The 25,970-nt window shown below is 56.7% G+C and carries 21 protein-coding genes and 1 tRNA gene; 18 read left to right on the plus strand and 4 right to left on the minus strand.

Annotation, left to right across the window (positions count from 1 at the left end; genetic code table 11):
* The first annotated feature begins 116 nt into the window (after positions 1–116).
* Together AVO44_RS05010 and AVO44_RS05015 are read left to right on the plus strand one after the other, a co-directional pair.
* Positions 117–1,820, plus strand: a complete 1,704-nt coding sequence (locus AVO44_RS05010; protein WP_068333454.1) for an OFA family MFS transporter — start codon at positions 117–119, stop codon at positions 1,818–1,820.
* Positions 1,821–2,238: 418 nt separating this feature from the next.
* Positions 2,239–3,015, plus strand: coding sequence for an HpcH/HpaI aldolase family protein (locus tag AVO44_RS05015; protein WP_068333457.1), 777 nt, complete (start codon positions 2,239–2,241; stop codon positions 3,013–3,015).
* Positions 3,016–3,095: 80 nt separating this feature from the next.
* Here AVO44_RS05015 and AVO44_RS05020 read toward each other — a convergent pair whose 3' ends face one another.
* The gene (locus tag AVO44_RS05020; RefSeq protein ID WP_068333461.1) at positions 3,096–4,004 is read right to left on the minus strand and encodes a LysR family transcriptional regulator; all 909 of its coding nucleotides are present in this window, start codon (positions 4,002–4,004) and stop codon (positions 3,096–3,098) included.
* Between the two features lie 148 nt (positions 4,005–4,152).
* Here AVO44_RS05020 and AVO44_RS05025 point away from each other — a divergent pair, with 148 nt between their 5' ends.
* Genes AVO44_RS05025 through AVO44_RS05050 form a run of 6 tightly spaced genes read left to right on the plus strand, consistent with a single transcriptional unit; the run spans position 4,153 to position 10,456 of the window.
* Positions 4,153–5,208 (plus strand): dipeptidase, encoded by a 1,056-nt coding sequence (locus tag AVO44_RS05025; RefSeq protein WP_068333464.1) that lies wholly within the window; start codon positions 4,153–4,155, stop codon positions 5,206–5,208.
* 52 nt (positions 5,209–5,260) lie between these two features.
* On the plus strand, positions 5,261–6,856 hold the full coding sequence (locus AVO44_RS05030) for an ABC transporter substrate-binding protein (protein WP_068333467.1): 1,596 nt from the start codon (positions 5,261–5,263) through the stop codon (positions 6,854–6,856).
* Entirely contained in the window at positions 6,857–7,915 is a 1,059-nt protein-coding gene (locus AVO44_RS05035; RefSeq protein ID WP_068333470.1) for an ABC transporter permease, read from the plus strand.
* The gene (locus AVO44_RS05040; RefSeq protein WP_068333473.1) at positions 7,912–8,847 is read left to right on the plus strand and encodes an ABC transporter permease; all 936 of its coding nucleotides are present in this window, start codon (positions 7,912–7,914) and stop codon (positions 8,845–8,847) included. Before AVO44_RS05035 ends, AVO44_RS05040 begins: the two co-directional genes overlap by 4 nt.
* On the plus strand, positions 8,841–9,698 hold the full coding sequence (locus tag AVO44_RS05045; RefSeq protein ID WP_099045641.1) for an ABC transporter ATP-binding protein: 858 nt from the start codon (positions 8,841–8,843) through the stop codon (positions 9,696–9,698). The genes AVO44_RS05040 and AVO44_RS05045 overlap by 7 nt, the downstream gene beginning before the upstream one ends.
* Entirely contained in the window at positions 9,695–10,456 is a 762-nt protein-coding gene (locus AVO44_RS05050) for an ABC transporter ATP-binding protein (protein WP_068333479.1), read from the plus strand. Before AVO44_RS05045 ends, AVO44_RS05050 begins: the two co-directional genes overlap by 4 nt.
* 97 nt (positions 10,457–10,553) lie before the next feature.
* Here the strand turns inward: AVO44_RS05050 and AVO44_RS05055 are convergent, their stop codons facing one another.
* Complete coding sequence (locus AVO44_RS05055) at positions 10,554–10,862, minus strand: carboxymuconolactone decarboxylase family protein (protein WP_068333482.1); 309 nt, start codon at positions 10,860–10,862, stop codon at positions 10,554–10,556.
* A gap of 9 nt (positions 10,863–10,871) precedes the next feature.
* Positions 10,872–11,570 (minus strand): cyclic nucleotide-binding domain-containing protein, encoded by a 699-nt coding sequence (locus tag AVO44_RS05060; RefSeq protein ID WP_068333485.1) that lies wholly within the window; start codon positions 11,568–11,570, stop codon positions 10,872–10,874.
* A 256-nt stretch (positions 11,571–11,826) separates the two neighbouring features.
* On the opposite strand from AVO44_RS05060, the gene AVO44_RS05065 reads away from it, so the two are divergent.
* The 10 genes from AVO44_RS05065 to AVO44_RS05110 all read left to right on the plus strand — a co-directional run bounded on the left by AVO44_RS05065 (position 11,827) and on the right by AVO44_RS05110 (position 25,070).
* Complete coding sequence (locus AVO44_RS05065; protein ID WP_068333488.1) at positions 11,827–12,324, plus strand: universal stress protein; 498 nt, start codon at positions 11,827–11,829, stop codon at positions 12,322–12,324.
* Positions 12,325–12,342: 18 nt separating this feature from the next.
* Positions 12,343–13,989, plus strand: a complete 1,647-nt coding sequence (locus AVO44_RS05070) for an MFS transporter (RefSeq protein ID WP_068333491.1) — start codon at positions 12,343–12,345, stop codon at positions 13,987–13,989.
* A gap of 66 nt (positions 13,990–14,055) precedes the next feature.
* Positions 14,056–15,456: a NarK family nitrate/nitrite MFS transporter gene (locus AVO44_RS05075; protein ID WP_068334038.1), complete on the plus strand. Its 1,401-nt coding sequence runs from the start codon at positions 14,056–14,058 to the stop codon at positions 15,454–15,456.
* Between the two features lie 64 nt (positions 15,457–15,520).
* On the plus strand, positions 15,521–19,261 hold the full coding sequence (locus tag AVO44_RS05080) for a nitrate reductase subunit alpha (protein ID WP_068333493.1): 3,741 nt from the start codon (positions 15,521–15,523) through the stop codon (positions 19,259–19,261).
* Positions 19,258–20,778: a nitrate reductase subunit beta gene (gene narH, locus AVO44_RS05085; RefSeq protein ID WP_068333496.1), complete on the plus strand. Its 1,521-nt coding sequence runs from the start codon at positions 19,258–19,260 to the stop codon at positions 20,776–20,778. Before AVO44_RS05080 ends, narH begins: the two co-directional genes overlap by 4 nt.
* Before the next feature lie 5 nt (positions 20,779–20,783).
* Positions 20,784–21,488 carry a nitrate reductase molybdenum cofactor assembly chaperone gene (narJ, locus tag AVO44_RS05090; protein ID WP_068334040.1) on the plus strand — a complete coding sequence of 235 codons (705 nt, stop codon included), beginning with the start codon at positions 20,784–20,786 and terminating at the stop codon, positions 21,486–21,488.
* An 11-nt stretch (positions 21,489–21,499) separates the two neighbouring features.
* Entirely contained in the window at positions 21,500–22,294 is a 795-nt protein-coding gene (gene narI / locus AVO44_RS05095; protein ID WP_068334042.1) for a respiratory nitrate reductase subunit gamma, read from the plus strand.
* A 5-nt stretch (positions 22,295–22,299) separates the two neighbouring features.
* The gene (locus tag AVO44_RS05100) at positions 22,300–23,115 is read left to right on the plus strand and encodes a peptidylprolyl isomerase (RefSeq protein ID WP_068333499.1); all 816 of its coding nucleotides are present in this window, start codon (positions 22,300–22,302) and stop codon (positions 23,113–23,115) included.
* 144 nt (positions 23,116–23,259) lie between these two features.
* Positions 23,260–24,543 (plus strand): molybdopterin molybdotransferase MoeA, encoded by a 1,284-nt coding sequence (locus AVO44_RS05105; RefSeq protein ID WP_068333501.1) that lies wholly within the window; start codon positions 23,260–23,262, stop codon positions 24,541–24,543.
* 8 nt (positions 24,544–24,551) lie between these two features.
* Positions 24,552–25,070, plus strand: coding sequence for a DUF2478 domain-containing protein (locus tag AVO44_RS05110; protein WP_068333504.1), 519 nt, complete (start codon positions 24,552–24,554; stop codon positions 25,068–25,070).
* Between the two features lie 184 nt (positions 25,071–25,254).
* Here AVO44_RS05110 and AVO44_RS05115 read toward each other — a convergent pair.
* A tRNA-Leu gene (locus AVO44_RS05115) sits at positions 25,255–25,339 on the minus strand.
* Positions 25,340–25,970 lie beyond the last annotated feature (631 nt).

Consider the following 25,970-nt stretch of genomic DNA (forward strand, 5'->3'; position numbering starts at 1 on the left):
ACCAGCCTCTTGCCCAGTGATCATACGGCAAAAGCGCGCTGTCTACCGTCGTAGACCAACGACACGGGTGCAGCCGTTCCAGGGATGGAGGCGTCCCGCATTTCGGAGGAGAAGTAATGACAAACTCAGCAGCCGGACCTCTAGGGTTTCTGCGCAAGGAAAACATCGTCGCACCAGAAGGTTACAACCGATGGCGAGTACCGCCGGCCTCAATTGCCATCCATCTTTGTATCGGATCGGTCTACGCGTGGTCCGTTTTTAACCCGCCTCTTACGCGCCAGCTGGGCGTAGTCGCCTCTTCAGGAAGTGACTGGTCTCTGTCATCTGTTGTATGGATCTTTTCCGTCGCCATCGTGGTTTTGGGCCTTACGGCTGCTGTCGGCGGCAAATGGCTTGAAAAGGTGGGACCCCGCTACGTTGGGGTTGTTGCTGCAATCCTGTGGGGCGGCGGCTTCATCATTGGCTCACTTGGGATCGCGACCCATCAGCTGTGGCTATTGTACCTTGGTTACGGCGTCTTTGGCGGCGCAGGGCTGGGCCTTGGCTATGTCTCGCCTGTATCGACCCTGATCCGGTGGTTCCCTGACCGCAGGGGCATGGCAACGGGCATGGCCATTATGGGCTTTGGCGGCGGCGCCATGATTGGTGCTCCGTTGAACCAATGGCTTTTGTCGACGTTTCAGAAAGCGCCCGAATTCCTGGGAGCGGAAAACACGGTAAACCTCATCACGGAAGGTGGTCGTCGTTTTGCCGAAACGGCAGCCGGGAAAATTGAGGTTGTCGTCGCCTCGGCCCAACAGGCCGCGCAGTTCGGCGGTGAGGCAGGTGTATATGTGGTCGGCACTGGCAATACAGGCGCCGCAGCAACATTCCTGACACTGGGAATTGTCTATTTCTTCGTCATGATGTTCGCCGCCTTTCAGTACCGTGTTCCGCGCGAAGGTTGGAAACCCGCAGGGTGGGAACCCAAACCGTCCGCAAAACGCATGGTGACGCAGAACCACGTGCACATCGACCAGGCCATGAAGACACCCCAGTTCTGGCTGCTATGGGTGGTACTGTGCTTTAACGTGACCGCAGGAATTGGCGTGATTGGTGTGGCCAAGACGATGATCAACGAGATTTTTGGTGATCTCGCGCTTGTAACGGCCGCCTTTGCCGGAACTTACGTTCTGATGATTTCGGTATTTAACATGGTCGGACGCTTCTTCTGGGCGTCGACCTCGGACTATATCGGACGCAAGAATACGTATCATTGCTTCTTTGTTCTGGGCACGATCCTGTACTGCACGATCCCGTTCTGGGCAGCGTCCGGCGGAGTAACGGCCTTGATCGGCTTCTACATCGCGACAATGATCATCTTCACGATGTACGGCGGCGGCTTTGCCACCATTCCAGCCTACCTGGCCGATATCTTCGGAACGATGCATGTGGGCGGAATCCACGGACGCCTTCTGACGGCTTGGTCAGCGGCTGGTGTGTTGGGGCCTTTCGCAATCACCTACCTGCGGAGCCTGTCCAAGGAAAACGCGATTGCTGACCTTGCCGCGAAAATTGATCCAGCAGCCTTTGCTGAGAAATTTGGCGCGCCGATTGCACAATTGAACGAATTGGTCGCCGCCAACACGGTCACGATCGCAAAATTGATGGAAATCGCGCCTGCGGGTACCACTGACCCGACCGCGACGCTTTATAATACAACTATGTACTGTATGGCTGCGTTGCTGGTAATCGCGTTCTTTGCCAACGCGATGGTGCGTCCGGTTCGCGAAAAACATCATGTGGAGAATACCCACTCGGATGTCGTTCCCGCCGAATAAAAAATCTCTCGCCCCGCATGACCTGCGGGGCGAGCGCACCGGTACCAAATAGCGCCAGAGTTATGCGGGCAAAAATGCCGCAAAACTCTGGCGTCATTGTATTCTCCAAGCAAGTTACGCAGGTTCTCCCTGAAGAAAACAGACCACCTGCAGCGCCACATTTTTTGCCTATCCTGCGTTTAGCTCGGCCGGCGGCACCTCTTCCCGTTGTATCGCCAACCGACCGTTCCGGCGGATTGGGGTTGCAATCGCCTCTCCACGACCCGCCTACCCGTCCATGCAATGGCGAAACGCACAAATGATGTCAAAACCCGGGTTGTCGTTGAAGATAAAAAAAGTAGAAGAAAAGATCTGGCTTCTTTACCGTCTCACTAACCTCAGCTCGGTCTGATCCCAAGCAGAAAAAGCGAACCTATTCATGAATACATTCAAACAGCGCATGGCCTCGGGTGAGGTACTTGTCGGAACATTTCTCAAGACCCCGGCGCATGAGTTGATCGAGGTTCTAGCGAAATCAAAGCTAGATTTTGTCTGCCTTGATGCCGAACATGCACCCTTTGATCGGGCGCGCATGGACATCTGTATTGCCATGGCGCGAGCGCTGGATTTCCCCGTGCTGGTCCGCCTGCCAGTTGGCACCCCGGTTGAGGTGCTCAAGGCGCTCGACAGCGGCGCAGTTGGTGTCGTCGTACCTCATGTGGACAGCGTAGAAAAGGCGCGCGACATCGCTCGTGCGGCGCGCTTTGGGGAAGGCGGGCGTGGCTATGCCGGCTCAACCCGATGGGCGGGTTTCGCGACCCGTCCCATGAAGGACGTGTTGCAACAAAGCGTGGATGAAACCATCGTCATAGCCCAGATCGAGGAACCGGCGGGCGTCGAAGCAGCAGGTGACATCGCATCGGTCGACGGGATTGACGGGCTGTTTGTGGGACCTGCTGATCTGGCGGTCTGTTACGGCAAGACCGATATGTCTGACCCGAAAGTGTTGGACGCCATGCGCTCTACCGGAACAGCCGCCGCAAAAGCCGAAAAGGCATTCATGACATTCGCCGCCAATGCGGACGCTGCACCAGAGTTGCTGGACATGGGGGTTACGATGTTTTTCATGGCGTCCGAACACGCCTTTATGCTGCGCAGCGCGAATTCCGAAGTAAACGCCCTGCGCGGCGCAGCCGACAAGCAAAAGAACGGCTAAAAACCTGTCGGATGTATTGCAGATGTCCTGCCCGTGAGGGCTCTAGTTTTGTGCATTTGGACGCCGAAACACTGCGGTGGTTAATGGGCTTCGGAAAAGCCGTCATTGCATGTGTTCAACCTGACATGCCGCAGGAAAGACCTACCAACGCGCGACAGCGGGCGGTTCTCGCTTGAGACGAAGGCTGTCGTGAACCTGATCCGTGCGGCAAGTCTTCGAAACACGAGGTTTTCGCCGGGGTAAAGCGCCGACGGAAATGGGTTTATGATCGCAATGCCTACGCCGGCACGTACGAGTTCGGTGGCAAGTTGCCATGAATCAACCTCGAAGACAGGCGGTTCGTGGATATTGGCTTCGGCCAGGATCTGATCAATCTTGCCACGGCTGACGTTGTTGCGGGTCAGGGCTATCAGCTTTTCGCCAACAAGGTCGGCCGGCTCAATCAAATCCCGTTGTGCCAGATGGTGATCCTTGGGCAACGCGCAAACCGCGGGAGATCGCCTGAAAAGTGTCGTTCGCAAGCCCGAACGCGACATCTCATCGCCAATCAGGGCAAGATCACAGCTATGCTGAAGCAAGTGCCGCGGGATGTCATCGTGGGTGCCCACCAGCAAATTCATACTGAAAGTTGGGTTTGCCTTGATAAAGCTTGCGCTCAATTCCACAAGGTACTTTTGCATATAGCTGGGCGGCGCAATCAGTGACAGGGTTTCGCGCGTGATTTCAGACGGTCCGTCTATGCGGTCAAGGGCTTCGAACAGTGGATCCAGCCGCCGGTTGAGCTGGATCGCCTCTGCGGTGGGGCGCAGGCGGCCGCCGTCGCGTTCAAACAGAATACGCCCGGTGCGCGACTCCAGATTGGCGATGGATCGGCTGATGGCAGACTGCGACAGCCCAAGCCGTGTACCGGCCGCAGATGCAGTTCCGGTTTCCATAAATGCCCTGAGCGCCTGATACTCGGGCAGGCTGTGCCAAGATTTACGCGCCAAAAAGTCGTTACCTGAGTGCGTTCCAGCTTAACTGGTAGCTCTATGAGATTATGGAATACAATTCCGGATTGTCTATTCCTTTTTCGCTGATAGCCTGCTTCTCATGAATTCCAAGACGTCAAGTGTGCGACCAACCACTGCGTTGGATATGACACGCCCCCTTATTTTCGACGGTCACAACGATCTGCTGTTAAAGCTGTTCCGCTCTGGTGGCCTTTCGGCGCGCGGGATGTTTGAAACCGGAAGCGATGGTCACCTGGACATTGCCAAAGCGAAAAGTGGCGGGTTTGCAGGCGGGTTTTTCGCCGTGTTTGTCCCCTCTCCCATGTCGGAAGAGCGGGATGAGGAAAAGATGCAGAATCCGCCCTATGACGTGCCCCTACCTGATCCGATCAGTTGGGAGGACGCAGTGCCTGTTGCGCTGTCGCAGGCGGCCATCCTGCTGAAACTTGAGGAAGACGGCCTGCTGCGCATTGTGCGCGCATCCGGCGATATAGAAACAGCTATGACAGAGGGCAGGATTGCCGCGATCCTACATATGGAAGGCGCCGAAGCAATCGACCCAGAGTTTGAAACCCTGCACGTGCTTTATGCTGCCGGGCTGCGGTCGCTTGGCCCCGTTTGGAGCCGCCCGACGATTTTTGGTCATGGTGTTCCTTTCCGCTTTCCCTCGGACGGTGACACGGGACCCGGCCTGACCGATCACGGTCTGCGGCTGGTGCGGCGCTGCAATGAAATGGGCATCATGATCGACCTGTCCCACCTGAACGAAGCCGGGTTCTGGGATGTCGCCCGCCACAGCACCAAACCGTTGGTCGCCACGCATTCGAACGCAAACGCGGTGACGGCCTCGGCCCGCAACCTCACCGACAAACAGCTTGCTGCGATTGCCGAGACGGACGGCATGGTTGGCTTGAACTTTGCCACCGCCTTCCTGCGCGAAGATGGGCGAATGGATGAGGATACACCGCTTGAGACGATGATCCGCCATCTCGACCATCTATTGGAAAAACTGGGCGAAGATCGCGTCGGGCTGGGGTCCGATTTCGACGGGGCAAAAGTACCGAGTGAGATTAAGGATGTCTCGGGCCTGCCGAACCTGCGCACAGCTATGCGCACGCACGGGTATGACGAACAGCTCATCGAAAAAATCTGTAATCGCAACTGGATCAGAGTGCTGCGGTCCAGTTGGAATGAACAATAATGCAGCCGAAGCTTAAAAAAATGAATGAAAACACCAACAGGAGATTCAATCGATGACCTATCTCGCCAAGCTCTTGACGTCAGCTGCACTGGGTGTGGCAGTGGGGTTCACCGCCCTGCCCGCCACGGCGGAAACACCGGACAACATATTGGTTATTGCTAACCGTATTGACGATATTACCACGCTTGACCCGGCCGAAAGCTTCGAGTTTGCGGGCGCGGACGTTATCCGCAACATGTATGGCAAGCTGGTGAATTTTGACCCGGCCAACCTTGAGGCCGGATACCAGCCGGACCTTGCGGAAAGCTGGGACGTCTCAGAGGACGGCAAGACAATCACCTTTACCATGCGCGAAGGCGTCACCTTTGCCTCGGGCAACCCCGTGCGCGCCGAGGATGCCGCGTTCTCGCTGCGTCGCGTGATCCAGTTGAACAAGACGCCAGCGTTCATCCTGACCCAATTCGGCTTTACGCCTGAAAACATCAACGAAACTATCAAGGTTGACGGCAACACAGTTTCGATCACGACGGACAAACCCTATGCCATTTCGTTTGTTCTGAACTGCCTGACAGCCACCCTAGGCAGTATCGTGGATGAAAAACTGGTGATGGAGAACGAAAAGGACGGTGACCTTGGCAACGAGTGGCTCAAGACCAACTCGGCCGGATCGGGTGCCTATGTTCTGGGCGCTTGGCAGCCCAAGGAAAGCGTCATGCTGAACGCCAACCCCGATTTTTATCTGGGCGCTCCGGCGATGGAACGTGTGGTGGTTCGCCATGTACAAGAAAGCGCGACCCAGCGCCTGATGCTGGAACGTGGTGATATCGACGTGGCACGGGACCTGACCCCGTCTGATGTTGATGGCCTTGACGGCGTCGAAGGCGTAAAGATCATGCGCGAGATGCGCGGGCGCCTGATGTATGTCTCGTTCAACCAAAAGCACCCGGAACTGTCAAAACCCGAGGTTCGCCAGGCCCTGAAATACCTGATCGACTATGAAGGGATGGAAAACAGCTTTCTGAAAAACTGGTATGTGACCCATCAGAACTTCCTGCCACGCACCTATCTTGGTGCCGTGGATGAAAACCCGTTCTCGCTGAATGTTGAAAAGGCCAAGGAATTGCTGGCCTCTGCCGGTGTCGAAAACCTCGAAGTCACGATTGGCGTGCGTGAGGCGCAGGAACGGCTTGAGATCGCGCAGTCGCTGCAAAACACCTTTGCGCAGGCAGGGATCAAGGTAAACCTTGAGGTAGGAACAGGAAAACAGGTCCTGGCCAAGTACCGCGCGCGCGAACTTGACATCTACCTTGGGGCATGGGGCCCGGATTACCCTGACCCGCAAACCAATGCCGGTACTTTTGCCTATAACCCCGATAACTCGGACGAAGCGAATGCAACCGGGCTTCTGGCCTGGCGCAACAGCTGGGATACCGGTGGTCTGACCGAGCAAACCGCAGCAGCCGTGGTCGAAGGTGACACATCGAAACGTGAAAAGATGTATCACGACATTCAGGCCACATTCCGGGAAACCGCACCATTCGCAATCATGTTCCAGCAAACAGAACAGGCCGGGATGAATGAAAACGTCGAGGGCCTGACTTTGGGCGGCGCCATCACGGCGATTTCGTACTGGCCGGTTACGAAGTAAATGGCGCTGGTTGAAAAGCAACGGAATGGGCGGATCAAACCGCCCTTTCCGCGTTGGGTAAATACGACGATCACAACGCTTGCCTCTGTTTCAGTAACTATGCTGGGGCTGTTGTTTGTTACCTTCATCATTGGCCGCGTTATGCCAATTGACCCTGTTCTGGCTGTGGTTGGCGAACGCGCGTCTCAAGAAACCTATGATGCGGCGTACGAGGCGATGGGACTGGACAAGCCCCTTCTTGTTCAGTTCGGGTATTACATTTGGGACGTATTGCACGGAGATTTTGGTGAATCGCTTCTGACGGCCCGGCCCGTCGGCGAGGATATCGCGCGCGTCTTTCCGGCAACTTTCGAACTGGCGACGCTAGGAACGTTGATCGGAATTTTTGCAGGCGTACCGCTGGGTGTCATGGCCGCCGTTCACCGTGGATCGTGGATTGACCAGATTGCCCGGGTCGTTGCGCTGGTTGGGTATTCCATGCCGGTGTTCTGGATGGGCCTGATGGGGCTGCTGGTCTTCTACGGTATCTTGGGATGGGTGGCTGGCCCCGGACGCATTTCTATTTTTTACGATGGAATGGTCCCAACCGTTACAGGCATGATGCTTGTGGACGCGGCAATTGATGGCAACTGGACGGTGTTCCGGGATGCTTTCAGTCACATCATACTGCCGGCGTCGATCTTGGGATATTACTCCTTGGCCTATATTAGCCGAATGACCCGTAGCTTTATGCTGGAACAGCTTTCAGCGGAATACATCGTGACCGCACGGGTAAAGGGCATGTCGGAACGTGCAGTGATCTGGCAGCATGCGTTTCGCAACATCCGCGTGCAGCTTATCACCGTGTTCGCCCTAAGCTATGCCAACCTGTTGGAAGGGTCCGTGCTGACGGAAATCATCTTTTCATGGCCCGGCATCGGATCTTACATCACCACTGCCCTGTTGTCGGCCGACATGAATGCCGTTCTTGGGGGAACCGTGGTTGTTGGACTGGTTTTCATCCTTCTGAACATCTTCTGCGACCTTCTCTACAAGGTCCTTGACCCGAGGGCGCGATGACGACGGAGACCACAAATTCACGACGCAAAGAGTCCCTGCGCGACTGGCTGTTAACAGATACGCCTACGTCGCGCCGCCACGCAAAACTGGCCTCAGCTTACAAGAGCTGGCTGCGGCTGCGGTCCAATCACATGGCCATGTTCGGACTTGGTATTCTAGTTTTGCTGGGCTTTGTTGCAGCATTCGCACCATGGCTGGCCCCCTATGATCCGTACGCCCAGGTGCTGTCGGATCGTCTTTTGCCAATCGGCAGCGAAGGGCATCTTTTGGGTACAGATTCTCTGGGCCGGGATATTCTGAGCCGCCTGATCTACGGCTCGCGGATCACACTATACATCGTGACCCTTGTCGCCCTGATCGCCCCGGTTGCCGGGTTGATGGTAGGAACAATCGCGGGTTATGCGGGTGGATGGACAGATACGATCCTGATGCGGATCACCGACATTTTCCTGGCCTTCCCCAAGCTCGTGCTGGCGCTGGCCTTCGTTGCAGCCCTTGGCGCGGGGATCGAAAATGCGGTTCTGGCGATTTCACTGACCGCATGGCCGCCCTACGCGCGCCTTGCGCGAGCGGAAACGCTGACAATCCGGTCCTCTGATTTCATCAGTGCAATCCGTTTGCAGGGGGCGGGACCCGTCAGGATAATCACCCGTCATATCTGGCCACTTTGCATTTCGTCGCTGATTGTTCGGGTGACGCTGGATATGGCAGGCATCATCCTGACTGCGGCGGGCCTTGGTTTTCTGGGACTAGGGGCGCAACCCCCCTCACCGGAATGGGGGGCCATGATCTCTGAGGGCCGGCGGTTCCTGCTGGACCACTGGTGGGTTGCCACGATCCCTGGCTTGGCCATTTTCACCGTCTCGCTCGCGTTCAACCTGCTCGGTGACGGGCTGCGCGACGTGCTCGACCCAAAGGATGGCGCATCATGAACCTTCTCGACGTCGAGGACCTTTGGGTCAAATTTCCGACCAATACCGGCGTATTCGACGCGGTCCGGGGCATATCGTTTTCACTTGGGCGCGAGAGGCTTGGAATTGTCGGCGAGTCCGGCTCAGGTAAATCGATGACCGGCCGGGCGATCCTGAAACTCATCCGCCCACCGGGCTGGATTGAGGCCAAGCGCATCGACTTGCAAGGGCAGCCGCTGTTGAATGCGTCTGAAAAGGAAATGCGCTCGGTCCGGGGCTCGCGCATTTCTATGGTCATGCAGGACCCCAAGTTCTCACTGAATCCGGTGATGACCGTGGGCGATCAGATCATCGAAGCCTATCGGCTGCACGAAAAAGCCACGCATCGCACTGCCCGTACACGGGCGATTGAAATGCTTGAGGCGGTTTCAATACGCGACCCCGAGCGGGTCATGCGGGCCTATCCGCACGAAGTTTCCGGCGGCATGGGCCAACGGATCATGATTGCAATGATGATGATCCCCAATCCGGAGATTCTTATTGCCGATGAACCTACATCAGCCTTGGACGTTTCCGTGCAAGGGCAGGTTCTTAACATCATGGACCGGCTCGTGCAGGACCGGGGCATGGGTCTGATATTCATCAGCCATGACCTGAACCTAGTGGCCGAATTCTGTGACCGTGTGCTGATTATGTATGCCGGACGGATCGTCGAAGTTTGCGATGCCGACAAGCTACACGACGCATCTCATCCCTATACTCAGGGATTGCTGAACTCTTTGCCGCGACTTGATGCGCCCAAGACCCGCCTTGAGGCGCTGGTGCGCGACCCTGAGTGGCGCCAACAACCCAGTGTAAGTGGTTTGCTATGAAGTCTCTTTCTGTCAGAAACCTGAATGTCTGGTTTGGCGAGGATCGAAACCGCGTTGACGCCGTCAGAGCGGCATCATTTGATGTGCCCAGCGGCGGCAGCTTCGGTCTTGTGGGCGAATCCGGCTCGGGCAAGTCGACCATCCTGCGTGCGATCACGGGGCTTGTGCCCACATGGTCTGGCGAGATCGAAATTGACGGCGCGCATGTCGCGCATAAACGGGGGCGCGAGTTCTACAAGCTTGTGCAGATGGTGTTCCAGGACCCTTACGCGTCGCTGCATCCGCGCCATTCAGTGGACCATGTCTTATCGGAAACACTGCATTTGCACGGGTTTCAGGACATTGACACGCGGGTCAACAACCTACTTGACGATGTAGGTCTTGGCCGCTCCTTCCGATTTCGTTATCCGCACCAGCTATCCGGTGGACAGCGACAGCGTGTGGCAATTGCCCGAGCCTTGGCCCCCGAACCGGAAATCCTGTTGCTGGACGAGCCGACATCCGCGTTGGACGTGTCTGTTCAGGCTGAAATTCTAAACCTGCTGAGCGATCTGCGCGCCGAACACAAGCTGACATTTGTTATGGTGTCCCACGATCTGTCAGTGGTTGGTCATATGTGCGACAGTGTTGCTGTAATGCGCGACGGGGAAATCGTTGAAATCCTGAGCGTCGAAAAAATGCGCAGAATGGAACCGGACTCGGCCTACACCAAGCATCTCTTGGACGTTTCACTGAATTACGCTAGCGCACAGGCTTGAATCGGGGGGCCAAAGCACCGCGCCTGTCCGTTGGCTAAGTTCGCGATGCGTTCAGAATCTTCTTTCCCCGCCTCCCGCTGTCGCTGGACCGAATCCGTCAGTCGACATCCTCTATCCATGTCTTGGCAGCAACCGCACGAGGAAGCCCGAGAGGGCCGATTGCAAGCATCGCGACCTGCATGATGGCACTGTCTTCGATACCTTCGGATTTTGCGCGGCGGGTGTGGGAATGAACCGCACCTTCTGAACCTGCACCTATTGCCAAGGCCAGTTTCACAAGGCGCTTTTCACGATCTGTCAATGGTCCGCACTCGGCAGTGGCTTTGCCGAGGGCTGAATAGGCGTCCCAAATCTCGGGGTTTTGCGCAGCAAGATCTCCGGCAGCGCCGGGCATGTTTTCAGACATATGATTCTCTTACGTTGAATAGTCGTCGATGAGAGGACTGGGTTTTGCGAACTTCTCCAAATCCTTTTGGTCTGAGATCTTCACATGATTGCCGTTCACACTCACACCGTAGGATTGCAGGCTCTTGATGGACCGGCTCAGGTTTTCCGGTGTCATACCCAGCAGAGAGGCGAGCCGGCGCTTTTCGATCGGCAGCTGGAATTCAGCGTTGCCGTTTTCGCGCTTTTGCTGGCGCAGCAGGTAATTTGCCAAACGCTCAAGGGACGTACGCAGCTTCAGATCCTTGGTGTTTTTGACGACAGATCGGTAGCACTGTGCCAATTCCGTAACGATCGCGCGTGCGAAATGGGCGTCGACATCAAATACGGCCCGCACATCCTGGCTTGGGATCATGGCGATACGGCTTTTCTCGAGCGTTCGCGCCGACATAAGATAGGGCGCGTCTTTTATTGTTGCCGCTAGTATGAAGGTTGAAACAGGTCGCACGGTCGCCACTGAGGTTTCCCGATTGTTCCAGCTTGAGTAAAGCTCGACTGAACCAGACAAGACAACGTGCAGAAAATCGCTCGGGTCACCTTCTTCGATGAGGTCGACCTGCGGCGGGAAGTTCTGAACATAGGCACCCCTCATGAGCGCCGTGAAGTATTCGCCGCTCATCGCTGCAAACAAATGCAGGCTCCGAATGTCCGGATAGTCTCGCTCGGGCATCCCCAAAAACACCTAGCTGCCTCCTCATAATATTTCTCGCATTGTGACTTGATAAATGTCAAATAACAAGCTGGAAATCTTTGTCTATTAAATTGATGCTGCACTGCAGTCGAAATGACAAATTTAGTTTCGTCATTTATTTCAATCTGTTACCCAATCCATCTTGATACAGATCAAGAAAGTTCCGTTTCAACGCGTTCAATCAGGTCCCGACACGCAAGCGCCCATTTCCGGGCGTGCGAGAACGGAGGGACCTATGGAAATCATGCTTGCGTATGACCATTCGCGCAACGCGCGGATTGCGCTCGACGCAATTCAGCAGATGTTCGGGCCGTTGAAACCCAGCGTTACGCTGGTCTCGGTTGTGGAAGATATCGGTAGCGCAACTTCAGGCGCGGACGAGCTATTCACAGAACAGTATCAGGAACAAAAAGCCGGCGCCGAGGCTGCGGCCGCCGAATTGATGGCTGCAGGCTATGAAGCAAAAGTCATGCTCGCCGAAGGCGATGCACGCAAGATGATCCTGCGCGCGACAGAAGAACGTCAGCCAGACCTATTGGTCATGGCGCGTCATTCGCATCAGGCCGATGGAGGCGCATTGGGTTTCATCACGCGCAAGCTTGATGCCATCGCCGAGGAATTCGACCACATGACGTTCGGGTCAGTGTCGGCCTTCCTCGCCCGCCGCGCAAAATGCCCAATCCTCATTATTCCAACTCACGTCCCCGCATCTTCGATGCAGGCGGCCGAATAGAGCCCGGGGAAAACAACGATGAAAATCTCAACACTCTTTAACGTCCAGGACCGCTCGATTCGGGCGCTACACCTGACCTGGATCGCGTTCTTCATTACCTTCTATGTCTGGTTCAACATGGCACCGCTGGCATCCTCGATGCTGGCCGCTAATGATTGGTTGACCAGAGATGACATCAAGCTTTTCGCCATTGCCAACGTGGCGTTAACGATCCCGGCCCGCATCCTTGTCGGCCTCGCGCTCGATAAATACGGACCGCGCCGGGTGTTCTCGATCCTGATGGTGGTTATGGCCGCGCCAACGCTTTTCTTTGCGTTCGGCGACACAAAAATGCAGCTGTTTATCTCGCGTCTGATCATGTCCTCGGTTGGAGCAGGGTTCGTCGTTGGTATTCACATGACTGCGCTGTGGTTCAAACCCCGCGACATCGGTTTTGCCGAAGGGTTCTACGCCGGTTGGGGTAACTTTGGTTCAGCCGCCGCGGCGCTGACCATTCCGACCATTGCACTGAATATATTCGGTGGCGATGACGGCTGGCGCTATGCCATTGCCATGTCGGGCGTCATCATGGCCGCTTATGGTGTGTTTTACTGGTTCGCCATCACCGATGGCCCCAATCCGGACACCCATAAAAAAGCCAAAGGCTCGGCTCTTGAGGTTTCGACCTACAAAGACCTCGTGATGCTGGTCGTCTTTACCGTGCCGTTGATAGGTATCCTGTCGATCCTCATCTACCGTGTGCAGATGATGGGGTATATCGACGGCTTTGTTGCAGCGATCTGCTATGCCGCTGTCGTAACCCTGGTGGTCTACCAGGTATGGCAAGTTCTGCGCACCAACCTGCCGATCCTGCGCCGGGGCGTACCTGAGGATGACCGCTACCCGTTCAGCTCGGTGGCTGCGCTCAACACCACATACTTCGCCAACTTCGGTGCAGAACTTGCTGTCGTCTCGATGCTGCCGATGTTCTTTCAGGAGACCTGGGGGCTGACACCTGTGGTTGCGGGTCTGATTGCGGCATCCTTCGCGTTCATCAACCTCGTGGCCCGTCCTATGGGTGGCCTGGTGTCGGACCGCATGGGCAACCGCCGTTTCGTGATGCTGGCCTATATGCTGGGTATCGCCATCGGCTTTGCGCTGATGGGGCTGCTGAACAGCTCGTGGCCGCTGATCATCGCGATCGTAATCACCATTGCATGCTCGTTCTTCGTGCAAGGTGCCGAAGGCGCAACCTTTGGGATCATCCCTTCGATCAAACGCCGGGTGACTGGCCAGATCGCAGGCATGGCTGGTGCATACGGCAACGTCGGGGCGGTTTTCTACCTCTTTATCTTCACCTTCGTCGATACGCAGACGTTCTTCTTCATCATCGCAACTGGCGCGCTGATCTCGTGGGTTGTCTGCTGGGTCTGGCTCAAGGAACCGGAAGGTGGCTTCGATGAAGAGTATGTCCTCAGCTCCGTAGACCAGGCCATCGCGTCCGAGGCCAAGCGTAAGCAAGAGGCCGAAGCACAACTCGCGTTGATCTTCGAAGGCTCTCAAAAGGTCGCACTGGCCGAGAAAGGCAACGGTCTGACGGTCACGGCCCGCTTCAAGGATCTTGACGATCTCAAGACCGCGTTGGCCCGGCTGGGCCCGGACAGTGGCCAACAACCTGCTGAATGAATGTATGGCCGGCTGAGCGACACGCTTGGCCGGCCCCCCGAAACGCCAATACGGGAGGTTTTACCCATGGCGATCTCTGACACCTCAAATGGCAACAGCCGTCACGTCCTGACGGACTGGCGCCCCGAAGACCCCCAGTTCTGGGCGGAAAAGGGCAAGGCCATCGCAACCCGTAACCTTTGGATCTCGATCCCGAACCTGCTGATGGCCTTTTCGGTCTGGATGGTGTGGTCGGTCGTCGTGGCCAAGATGCCAGCCATCGGCTTTGACTTCACGGTTTCACAACGGTTCTGGCTGGCCGCGCTTCCGGGCCTGTCCGGCGCTACGCTGCGCATCTTCTACAGCTTCATGATCCCGATTTTTGGTGGACGGAAGTGGACCGCGATTTCAACCGCATCGCTGCTGCTGCCGGCACTGGGCATCGGCTTTGCTGTCCAGAACCCCGAAACATCTTATGCCACATTCCTGATCCTGGCGCTGCTCTGCGGCTTTGGGGGTGGTAACTTTGCCTCCTCGATGGCGAACATCGCCTACTTCTACCCGAAAAAGGTAAAAGGACAGGCGTTGGCGATGAACGCGGGCCTGGGCAACCTCGGCGTGTCGGTGATGCAGTTCGTCGTCCCTGTCGTGATCACCGTGGGCGTCTTCGGCGCGATCGGTGGTGAGCCACAGCAACTGTCTGATGGTGGCCAGCTCTTTATCCAAAACGCGGGCTTCATCTGGGTGCCGTTCCTGCTTGTAGGTGCAATCGCCGCATGGTTCGGCATGAATGATATCGCTGATGCGAAGGCGTCGCTCAGTGATCAGCTGTCGATCCTGAAACGCCGCCAGAACTGGATTATGTGTATACTCTACACCGGGACATTCGGTTCGTTCATCGGTTATGCTGCGGGCTTCCCCCTGCTGATGAAAACTCAGTTCCCGGATGTTGACGTGCTGTCCTATGCCTTTCTTGGCCCGCTTGTCGGCGCGCTGAGCCGCGCGGCAACCGGCTGGATTTCCGACAAGTTCGGCGGTGGGCGCGTGACCTTCTGGGTGTTCCTGGGAATGATCGTCGCCGTATTTGGTGTACTGCAGTTCCTGCCATCCACACCCGAAGCGGCAGATGGCAACTTCTGGGGCTTCTTTGCCTGCTTCATGGCGCTGTTCTTCCTGACCGGTGTTGGCAATGCCTCGACCTTCCAGATGATCCCATCGATCATGAAACAGGAAATCCCACGCCTGTTGCCCGAGCTAGAAACAACCAACATGCAGCGGGCGATCGAGCGTGAGAGCGCAGCAATCATCGCCTTCACTTCGGCCATCGCGGCCTACGGAGCTTTCTTCATCCCAAAAAGCTACGGCACCTCGATCGCGCTTACGGGTGCACCGCACGGCGCCTTGTGGGCCTTCCTCGGGTTCTACGCGCTCTGTGCCGTGATCACCTGGGCCGTCTACAGCCGCAAGAACGCGCCTGTTCCCTGCTGATCCAACGACCAAGCCCTTGCGCCGGATTTGCCCGCGCAAGGGGTAGCCACTAGGAGACAAATCCATGAGCCACCTGCTCGACAGATTGAACTTTCTTCAGTCCAACAAACTGGAAGAGTTCGCCAACGGCCACGGTCAGGTCACGAACGAAGACCGCGGCTGGGAAGATACATACAGAAACCGCTGGCGCCACGATAAGGTCGTCCGTTCGACCCACGGGGTAAACTGCACCGGATCGTGCAGCTGGAAGATCTACGTCAAATCCGGGATCGTAACCTGGGAGACGCAGCAAACCGACTACCCGCGCACACGGCCCGACCTGCCGAACCACGAACCGCGCGGCTGTGCACGCGGCGCGTCGTACAGCTGGTATCTGTATTCTGCGAACCGGGTGAAAAACCCGCTCATCCGCGGGCGGCTCATGAAAGTCTGGCGCGAGATGCGCAAGACCAAAACACCAATCGAAGCCTGGACCGCGATCCAGAATGACCCGATCCTGCGCAGCAGCTATACCTCCAAGCGTGGCTCTGGCGGCTTTGTCCGCGCCACCTGGGACGAAGCGACCGAGATTGTCGCGGCTGCCAACGCCTACACTGCTAAAACCTATGGCCCCGACCGGATTTTCGGCTTTTCACCGATCCCAGCCATGTCCATGGTCTCATACGCGGCGGGATCGCGCTATCTGAGCTTGATGGGCGGCGTCTGCATGTCCTTCTACGACTGGTACTGCGACCTGCCGCCAGCCTCGCCGATGACATGGGGCGAGCAGACAGACGTTCCGGAAAGCGCGGATTGGTACAACTCCAGCTACCTGCTGCTCTGGGGCTCCAACGTACCTCAGACCCGGACACCGGATGCCCACTTCTATACCGAGGTGCGGTACAAGGGCACCAAGTCGGCGGTGATCTGCCCCGACTATTCGGAAGCGTCCAAATTCGCCGATGTCTGGCTGAACGTGAAACAGGGTACGGACGCGGCGCTGGCAATGGCATTCGGCCACGTCATCCTGCGCGAGTTCCACATCGACCGCCAGGCCGAGTATTTTGAGGAATACTGCCGCAAGTATTCCGACATGCCCATGCTGGTTCGTCTGGACGAAAAAGACGGCAATCTTGTTCCCGGCCGCTTCCTGCGGGCCGATGACCTTGATGGCAAACTGGGCGAAGAGAATAACCCAGAATGGAAAACCGTCGCCATTGATGAACAAAGCGGCACGCTGGTGTCACCCAACGGGGCCATCGGGTATCGCTGGGGTGAGAAGGGTGAGTGGAACCTTGAAGAGAAGGCTGCCGGAAAGGATGCCACGCTTCAAATGTCGCTCATTCTTGATGATGATCATGACGACATTCGCGGCGTGGACTTCCCCTATTTTGGCGGCGCTGCCACCGAGGCCTTTACCACCGGAGACCAACGCCCGGACGTTTTAACCAAGAACGTCCCGGTCAAGCGTGTTCAAACAGCCGATGGCGAGGTTCTGGTCGCCACGGTCTTTGATCTGTTCTGCGCGAACTACGGCGTGGATCGCGGGTTTGGCGGTGAGTGGGTGGCGACCTCTTATGATGAAGATGTCCCCGGCACGCCGAAATGGGCTGAAAAGATCACCGGCGTACCTGCTGACAAGATCATTCATGTTGCACGCGAGTTTGCCGACACTGCCGAAAAGACGCAGGGCAAGGCTATGGTCATCATCGGCGCGGCCATGAACCACTGGTACCACATGGACATGAACTATCGCGGCGTCATCAACATGCTGGTGATGTGTGGGTGTGTCGGTCAGTCTGGCGGTGGCTGGGCGCACTATGTCGGGCAGGAAAAGCTGCGCCCGCAAACCGGTTGGCAGCCGCTGGCCTTTGCGCTCGACTGGGGCCGCCCGCCGCGGCACATGAACGCGACATCGGCCTGGTATGCACATACCGATCAGTGGCGGTATGAGACGCTTGAGGCGAAAGAGATCCTGTCACCAACCGCACCGGAAGGCGACTGGGACATCAGCATGATCGACTACAACATCCGCGCAGAACGTATGGGCTGGCTACCATCGGCGCCGCAGCTCAAGACCAATCCGCTGGACGTGGCAAAGCAGGCAAAAGACGCGGGAATGGAAATTCCGGCCTACGTTGCCCAGCAGCTCAAGTCCGGTGAGTTGGAAATGTCCTGCGAAGACCCGGACGATCCGGCAAACTGGCCGCGCAACCTGTTCGTGTGGCGTTCGAACCTGCTGGGTTCCTCCGGCAAGGGCCACGAATACTTCCTCAAACACCTGCTCGGCACAGAGCACGGCGTCCTGGGCAAGGACCTGGGCGAAGAAGGTCGCGCCCTGCCGAAAGAGGCCAAGTGGCATGAAAAAGGCCCGGAAGGAAAACTGGATCTGCTGGTCACGATCGACTTCCGCATGTCCACCACCGCGGTTTATGCCGACATCGTTCTGCCAACTGCCAGTTGGTACGAGAAAGACGACCTGAACACGTCGGACATGCACCCGTTCATCCACCCGCTGCAGGCCGCAGTGGATCCGGCATACGAATCCAAATCGGACTTCGAAATCTTCAAGGCCATCGCCAAGAAGGTGCAGGAAGTGGCGCCGGAAATCCTTGGCAAGGAAACCGATATCGTCGCCCTGCCTCTGCTGCACGACATGCCGACAGAGCTGGCGCAGGATCAGGTTCGCGATTGGAAAAAGGGCGAATGCGATCTTATCCCAGGCAAAACGGCACCTGCCTATGTAGCGGTCGAGCGTGACTATACCGCGATCTACGACCGCTTTACCGCAGTTGGCCCGTTGATGGATAAACTGGGCAATGGTGGCAAGGGTATCACTTGGAACACCCAGGAAGAGATCGACAATCTTGCCGATCTGAACGGTGTGAAACAGGACGGGGCGGCGAAAGGACGGCCCAAGATCGAAACTGCGATTGACGCCTGCGAAGTGATCCTGATGCTGGCCCCCGAGACCAATGGCAACGTTGCCGTGAAGGCTTGGGAAGCACTGGGTGAAAACACAGGGCGCGAACACGCGCATCTGGCCGAGGGCGAACACCACCAGAAGATTCGCTTCCACGACATTGCGGCGCAGCCCCGCAAGATCATCTCGTCGCCCACATGGTCGGGCATCGAAAGTGAGAAGGTCAGCTACAACGCGGGTTACACCAACGTGCACGAGTTGATCCCCTGGCGAACCCTGACGGGGCGACAGCAGCTTTATCAGGATCACCTGTGGATGCGCGCATTCGGTGAAGGTTTTGTGTCTTACCGTCCGCCGGTTGACCTCAAGACCATCACCGAAGAGGTCAATCACGACGCCCGCGACGGAAGCCCGCACGTTGTGTTGAACTTCATCACACCCCACCAGAAATGGGGCATCCACTCGACCTATTCCGACAATCTGTTGATGCTGACCCTCAACCGTGGTGGTCCGGTGATCTGGATATCAGAGAATGACGCCGCAAAGGCGGGTATCGCCGATAACGACTGGGTAGAGCTGTACAACGTGAACGGTGCGCTGACAGCCCGGGCCGTTGTGTCACAGCGGATCAAGGACGGCACTACGTTCATGTATCACGCACAGGAAAAGATCGTGAACACGCCCGGCTCGGAGAAAACCGGTAAGCGCGGGGGCATCCACAACTCTGTGACCCGCGCGGTTCTGAAACCCACCCACATGATCGGCGGCTACGCCCAGCAGTCTTATGGCTTCAACTACTACGGAACCGTGGGCTGCAACCGGGATGAATTCGTCGTCGTGCGAAAAATGAAAAAGGTCGACTGGCTCGACCAAGAAGCGACCCAGAAGGAGGCAGCAGAATGAGAGTTCGTGCGCAAATCGGCATGGTGCTGAACCTCGATAAATGCATCGGGTGCCACACCTGCTCTGTGACCTGCAAGAACGTGTGGACCACACGGGATGGGGTCGAATACGCCTGGTTTAACAACGTCGAGACAAAGCCGGGAACAGGCTACCCGACCGACTGGGAAAACCAGGCCAAGTGGAACGGTGGCTGGAAACGGACCAAATCCGGCAAGCTGCAGCCGAAACAGGGTTCAAAGTGGCGGATTCTTTCCAACATCTTCGCCAACCCGGATCTGCCCGAAATCGACGATTATTACGAACCGTTCGATTTCGACCACGACCACCTGAAGTCGGCCCCAGAGATGGAGGCGTTCCCAACGGCGCGCCCCTATTCCAAGATCACCGGCGAACGGATCGAAAAGATCGAGAAAGGCCCGAACTGGGAAGAAATCCTTGGCGGCGAATTCTCGAAGCGGTCCGAGGACTACAACTTTGAAGGCATCCAGAAGGAAATCTACGGAGAGTACGAAAACACCTTCATGATGTATCTTCCCCGGCTCTGCGAACACTGCCTGAACCCGGCCTGTGCTGCATCCTGCCCATCTGGCGCGATCTACAAGCGTGAGGAAGACGGCATTGTTCTGATCGACCAGGAAAAGTGCCGCGGCTGGCGGATGTGCGTGTCCGGCTGCCCTTACAAGAAAGTCTACTACAATTGGGAAAGCGGCAAATCCGAGAAATGCACCTTGTGCTACCCCCGGATTGAAAGCGGCAACCCCACCGTCTGTTCTGAGACCTGTGTTGGGCGTATCCGCTATCTTGGCGTGATGCTCTATGATGCCGACAAGATCGAAACCGCTGCGAATGCGCCATCAGAGCAAGAGCTCTATGACGCGCAGCTGGACGTCTTTCTTGATCCCTTCGACCCGGTGGTCATCGAAACTGCGCGGGCCGACGGCATTCCCGAGGATTGGATCAAAGCCGCACAGGAAAGCCCGATCTGGAAGATGGCGATGGAATGGAAAGTGGCCTTCCCGCTGCATCCCGAATACCGGACGCTGCCGATGGTTTGGTACATCCCACCGCTCAGCCCAATCCAGAACGCGGCCGAGGCTGGCAAGATCGGAATGGATGGCATGATGCCCAACGTGCAGGATCTAAGGATTCCGGTTCGGTATCTGGCCAATATGCTGACGGCAGGCGACGAGGCCCCCGTTGTCAGCGCGCTTGAACGCATGATGGCCATGCGCGCTTATATGCGGTCGAAAACCGTGGACGGTGTGATCGATGAGGCAATCGCAGCCCGGGTTGGACTTAGCGGCCGAGTGATCGAGGATATGTACAAGATCATGGCCCTGGCCGATTATGAAGACCGGTTCGTGATACCGACAACCCATCGTGAGCAAGTCGAAGAAGCGTATGACCTTAAGGGCGGCTGTGGATTTACGGACGGGAACGGATGTTCCACCGGCACCTCGAAAGCGTCGCTTTTCGGTAAAGCAAAGAAACCCCTGAAAATGCCGGAGGCGATGTGATGCCCATGGATCGTACCCTAAAAGCGCTGTCTTTGGTCCTGAGCTACCCGACGCGCGAGTTGCAGCATGCCATGCCCGAGATCGGAGGCGTCCTGGCCTCGGACACGCGATTGACAGCAGCAGCGCGTCGGGCGTTGCGCCCGCTCGTTGGGGAGCTGAGCGGGCGCGACATCTATGACCTACAAGAGACCTATGTTGGTCTTTTCGACCGGTCGCGCACCCTGTCGCTCAACCTGTTTGAGCACGTCCATGGCGAAAGCCGGGACAGGGGTGGCGCGATGGTGTCGCTGGTCGAGATGTATCGCGACGCGGGTTTCGACCCGGTAACTTCGGAACTGCCCGATCACCTGCCCATGCTATTGGAATTCCTGTCCACGCGTCCCTTTACCGAGGTACAGGAAACCTTGGCGGACGCGGCCCATATTCTAGAGGCTCTGAACGCGCGGCTTGACCGCCGGGAAAGCCCCTACGGTGCCGTGTTCGCCGCTTTATTACAGCTGTCTGGCGCCAAGGCGGACAAAGCCGCCGTGGCCGAGTTGCTGGAAGAGCCGGAGTTGGACCCCAACGACCTCGAGGCACTCGACAAGGTTTGGGAAGAATCCGAAGTCCGCTTTGGCCCGGATCCCAACGCTGGCTGTCCGCAAGTACGCGACATGCTGGCACGCATGGATAAACCCATCACCCCCGCGCCGCAGCAAGCGGCAGAATGACGGAGGATGCAATGAACCAATTTCTGTTCGGAACCTTTCCCTATATCGCGCTGGCGATCGGGATTCTCGGGTCAATTGCGCGCTATGAGCGCGACCCGTTCACATGGAAATCTTCGTCGTCTCAGATGTTGCGACGCAAGCAACTCATCGTCGGTTCGGTACTGTTTCACGTCGGCGTGCTGGTGATCTTTTTTGGGCACCTCATCGGTCTTTTGACGCCGATCTGGATCTTTGATGCCATCGGCATCAGTCACGGTGCAAAGCAAACGCTTGCGGTCGTGGCGGGTGGCATTGCGGGTGTTGCGGCCCTAGCCGGGGGCGTATTGCTGTTCCATCGCCGCTGGACTGATCCAAGGATCGCAAAAAACTCCAGCTTTTGGGACAACGCGATTCTGTTGATGCTGATCGCGCAACTTGTCCTCGGCCTCGGAACGATCTTCGTTTCGCTTGGCCATCTGGACGGGCACGAGATGGTCAAGTTCATGTCTTGGGCACAGGGTATCTTCACCTTTGATGGCGCTGCGGCAAGTTACATCGCCGATGTGGCGTTTATCTTCAAGCTGCACCTGGTGTTGGGTCTGCTGATCATAGCGGTCTTTCCATTCACACGGCTGGTACACATCCTGTCAGGCTTTGCTGCCCCGTTCCGCTATCTTCTGGGTCGGACCGGTTATCAGGTGGTGCGCTCACGCCGGAAAGAGGTGCTGCCCGCGAATATCGGTGCTGTACCTATCGGTCGCAAAACGCAGATGCCACAAAGCAAGGGCGCAAACGCGTCCGACGCAATGCCGAAGCCAGCGGAGTAATACCAATGAACGCGCTTTTTCCTGATCTCGTTGTCAATGGTGAAACGGTGCCATCCGCAAGAATCGCGGCAGAGACCCAGAACCATGATGGCCCAAAAGGCAAACCCGGCATCGTGTGGCGCAAGGCGGCAAACGCCTTGGCGGTGCGCACCCTGCTTCTGCAAGAAGCACGGAAACGCGGGATCGAAGCGCAGGTTCAAGAGGTCGGCCCAGGCCGGTTTGAAACAGATGAGGAGGCCCTGGTCAGGGGCCTTCTCGAAGAAGCTGTGATTGTGTCGCCGCCATCAGAGGACTCCGTTCGGGAAGAGTGGGAAAAAGACCCCTCTCGCTTTCGTAGCCCACCCTTGTGGGAGGTTTCGCACATATTGATTGCCTGCGATCCCAAGAATGAAACCCTGCGCCAAGAGGCACATGCCCGCGCTATCGATCTGGCGACGCAGGCTTTGGAAAACCCGAAAGGCTTTGCCGACCTTGCTGCCCGCGTCAGCGATTGCGGCTCAAAGTCAAGCGGTGGTGCCTTGGGTCAACTGAGCCCCGGCGACACCGTCCCCGAGTTTGAGGCTGCGCTGCGCGATTTGACAGAAGGGGGCATCACCGAAGCACCGGTGCTTACCCGATATGGCTGGCACATCATCAGGATGGATGCAGTCGCAGAAGGCGCAGTCTTGCCCTATGACGCGGTCAAACAGAAGATTTCCGATGCCATCGAAAAGGCTTCGTGGGCCCGTGCGGCCAAGGAGTTTGTGCAGTCCCTCGTCGCATCCGCCGAAATCTCTGGCGCAGATCTCCGGCCAGTGATGCCCACCAAGGCAAGGTCATGAAGCGTATCATCTCAGACCTGCTGACGACAGACCGTACGACACTTGACGGTCCCACACGGATCAAGCGCCCGTCGCACCTGTCGGATATCCGCAGCCACAGATCAACAAAAGCATGACAAGAAACGTAAGGGTCCGAGGTTCATCATGACATATCTTCCAAGACATCTTTCGTCAGGCTGTGGCTGCGATGACCTTTCGGTAGCCGCTGGTGTGATAAGCATCGATCAGGCTTTACAACAGGTCTTGCAGCATGTGACGCCGGTTGCGCGGACTGAAAACGCGCCGATCCACACCTGCCGCGGACGTGTTCTTGCGGCTGCTGTGCTTGCACATGCAGACATGCCCCGTTTCGATCATTCTGCAATGGATGGGTATGCGGTGAACAGCAAGGCTTTGGCCGGTGATGGACCATGGCTATTGCCCGTCAACGGACGTGTGGCAGCGGGTGACGCAGCGGACACGCCGTACGCGGCAACGGATGCCTGTCGGATCTTTACAGGCGCACCCGTTCCACACCCTTTTGACAGCGTGATCATGCAAGAAAAGGTCGAGCGGCTCGGAAACATGATCCGGATCAACACGCGACCGAATATCGGCGAAAACATACGATTGAGAGGGGAAGAACATCAGCGCGGTGCCGAAATCCTTCCGGTTGGAATGAAGTTGATACCCCGCGCAATTGCAGCCGCTGCAGCAGCAGGACACGGGGTGGTCAATGTCCGATGCCGCATCCGCGTAACCCTGCTTGCCTCGGGGTCCGAAGTTGCCGCTTCGGGAACGAAAAATCTGACAGGCGGTCAGATTTGGGACGTAAACACGCCGATGCTGCAATCTTTGCTGTCCCGTCCCGACGTCGATTTAAAAAATGTCATCAAGGTCGATGACAATAAGGACAGCATCCGCTGCGCACTCCAGTCGGCGGCAGCGACCTCGGATTTGATCATCACAACCGGCGGTGTCTCGGTCGGTGATGAAGACCATTTGCGCACTGCGGTCACAGCGGCCCGAGGGGAGATCTTTTTTGCCGGAGTCGCAATCAAACCGGGCAAACCCGTCGCGCTTGGAAAAATTGGCGATGCTGTCTGGCTCGGGCTACCCGGTAATCCCGGATCTGCCTTCGTAACGTGGTCAGTCATCGGCCAAACCGTTCTGAATACTCTTGCGGGCAACGCTCAGGTTCATCCTGAACGCCGTCACGTGGTTCTTGGACACAGTTTGAGCCGGAAAGCAGGCCGGTGCGAAGTCCGTGCAGCGCGGATTGTCGGCGTAGACGGCTATGGCCGTGATATCGTTGAATGCCCATCCAATGTGAACTCGGGTCAGGTGTCGCTTCTGGCGACCTCTGACGGTTTGTCATTTCTTCCCTCTGAAACCGATCATTTTCCCGAAGGGGCCTTGGTCGAATTCCTTCCCTTTAGCAGCAACTGAGTCCCAATATGCGTATCGCTTACACAATGGCCCCCGGCAGGGGCGACACCGATCTTGTCCTGCATCAGGTGGCGCAATCAGTCATTCAAGCCGGATACTGTCCGGCAGGAACGGCACAAATCAACACAGAGCGCGCGGATGCAGGACCTTGTGACATGGACGTTCTTGTTTTGCCTGATGGACCAAAAGTACGGATTTCGCAAAGCTTAGGGCGCGAGGCCCGCGGTTGCAGGCTGGACCCCGAGGCTCTTGAGTCTGCAGTCGGAATAGCCTTGGCGAGGTTGCCAGTCAGCGACTGCCTGATTGTAAACAAGTTTGGCAAACATGAAGCCGAAGGCAGAGGGTTTCGTTCCGTCATTGCTGATGCGCTTGCACTCGACCTGCCAGTATTGGTTGGGCTGAACCAGTTAAACGCGGATGCATTCCTTGAATTCAGCGGAGGGATTGCACAACAGCTACAACCTGACGCAGCCGAAATCGAAGACTGGCTTTTCGCAAGTATCGGCGCAAGAAGGGAAGTGGCGTGATCGGGTAAAAAGATTGGGCCTTGTCACTTCTTCGCCCCCGGGTGGTCCTGTTGAAGGCATAAGGGGTTTGCGCGGGGATCGAAAGCCGAGAGCCTTCCAGCGAATAACTTGGGGGCTATCTGGGGGACTGGGCGAAACGCCGAAACATCAAGCCGTTTGTTTTCAGCGCCTTACGTCTGTAAAGTGGTGCGGGTGGAGGGACTTGAACCCCCACGCCTTGCGGCGCCAGAACCTAAATCTGGTGCGTCTACCAATTTCGCCACACCCGCAGTACCGACTCTGAGTGCCGGATTGATGCGGTCAATAACAAAGCCTGCGATCAAGTGCGAGAGGGAAATTGCCTGATATCAAAGATTATTGGGCGTGATGTCGAAACAATCCAGAGATCTGCCTACGCTGCAGCTGCTTCATGGTCGAGAAGGTTGTTTGTGTCGGTGAAAGATAATCACTAATTTTCATATAGTTTTATTTATTAATACATAAGACTTAAAGCCTTTTACGATCACTATGGCCCGTTGAACTCGGAAAATTGCCTTGTGTTTAATTGTTTCGTTATCGTGCACATTAAGTGAAAGATAACCTAAACTTTAACGCGTTTAAGCTGAGCGGTAGGGGCTGCATACTGATCACAGTGGATGCCGCCAACACAATCTGGGATCCGCAAATCTAGGCTTCGTTGCCCTGGTCAGGCTTTGAGGGGGTGCAGTTACGCAATTGAAAACCAAAGATTTCAAGAGTTCTTTGCCCCGACTGAGAAGGATTTTGCCGCCTGTCGCCGCACCGATGAAGCTGTACGACTTGCGTAACCGAAAATCCGCTCACTCGACCACGGGTTGAGGTTCGGCCTGAAGGCTTGATCTTATTTGCGCCACATTTCAAACGCCAAAAAATCTTATTCGC

The organism is Ruegeria profundi (genome assembly GCF_001507545.1).
Classification (GTDB): Bacteria; Pseudomonadota; Alphaproteobacteria; order Rhodobacterales; family Rhodobacteraceae; genus Ruegeria; species Ruegeria profundi.

Excerpts from the sequence above, each read along its gene's own strand:
- AVO44_RS05080 (WP_068333493.1), top strand. The coding sequence starts at position 15,521 with ATGAGCCACCTGCTCGACAGATTGAACTTTCTTCAGTCCAACAAACTG.
- narI (WP_068334042.1), top strand. The coding sequence starts at position 21,500 with ATGAACCAATTTCTGTTCGGAACCTTTCCCTATATCGCGCTGGCGATC.
- AVO44_RS05010 (WP_068333454.1), top strand. The coding sequence starts at position 117 with ATGACAAACTCAGCAGCCGGACCTCTAGGGTTTCTGCGCAAGGAAAAC.
- AVO44_RS05055 (WP_068333482.1), bottom strand. The coding sequence starts at position 10,862 with ATGTCTGAAAACATGCCCGGCGCTGCCGGAGATCTTGCTGCGCAAAAC.
- AVO44_RS05100 (WP_068333499.1), top strand. The coding sequence starts at position 22,300 with ATGAACGCGCTTTTTCCTGATCTCGTTGTCAATGGTGAAACGGTGCCA.
- AVO44_RS05030 (WP_068333467.1), top strand. The coding sequence starts at position 5,261 with ATGACCTATCTCGCCAAGCTCTTGACGTCAGCTGCACTGGGTGTGGCA.
- AVO44_RS05065 (WP_068333488.1), top strand. The coding sequence starts at position 11,827 with ATGGAAATCATGCTTGCGTATGACCATTCGCGCAACGCGCGGATTGCG.
- AVO44_RS05075 (WP_068334038.1), top strand. The coding sequence starts at position 14,056 with ATGGCGATCTCTGACACCTCAAATGGCAACAGCCGTCACGTCCTGACG.
- AVO44_RS05035 (WP_068333470.1), top strand. The coding sequence starts at position 6,857 with ATGGCGCTGGTTGAAAAGCAACGGAATGGGCGGATCAAACCGCCCTTT.
- AVO44_RS05110 (WP_068333504.1), top strand. The coding sequence starts at position 24,552 with ATGCGTATCGCTTACACAATGGCCCCCGGCAGGGGCGACACCGATCTT.
- AVO44_RS05025 (WP_068333464.1), top strand. The coding sequence starts at position 4,153 with ATGACACGCCCCCTTATTTTCGACGGTCACAACGATCTGCTGTTAAAG.
- AVO44_RS05105 (WP_068333501.1), top strand. The coding sequence starts at position 23,260 with ATGACATATCTTCCAAGACATCTTTCGTCAGGCTGTGGCTGCGATGAC.
- narJ (WP_068334040.1), top strand. The coding sequence starts at position 20,784 with ATGGATCGTACCCTAAAAGCGCTGTCTTTGGTCCTGAGCTACCCGACG.
- AVO44_RS05050 (WP_068333479.1), top strand. The coding sequence starts at position 9,695 with ATGAAGTCTCTTTCTGTCAGAAACCTGAATGTCTGGTTTGGCGAGGAT.
- AVO44_RS05040 (WP_068333473.1), top strand. The coding sequence starts at position 7,912 with ATGACGACGGAGACCACAAATTCACGACGCAAAGAGTCCCTGCGCGAC.
- AVO44_RS05015 (WP_068333457.1), top strand. The coding sequence starts at position 2,239 with ATGAATACATTCAAACAGCGCATGGCCTCGGGTGAGGTACTTGTCGGA.
- narH (WP_068333496.1), top strand. The coding sequence starts at position 19,258 with ATGAGAGTTCGTGCGCAAATCGGCATGGTGCTGAACCTCGATAAATGC.
- AVO44_RS05070 (WP_068333491.1), top strand. The coding sequence starts at position 12,343 with ATGAAAATCTCAACACTCTTTAACGTCCAGGACCGCTCGATTCGGGCG.
- AVO44_RS05060 (WP_068333485.1), bottom strand. The coding sequence starts at position 11,570 with ATGCCCGAGCGAGACTATCCGGACATTCGGAGCCTGCATTTGTTTGCA.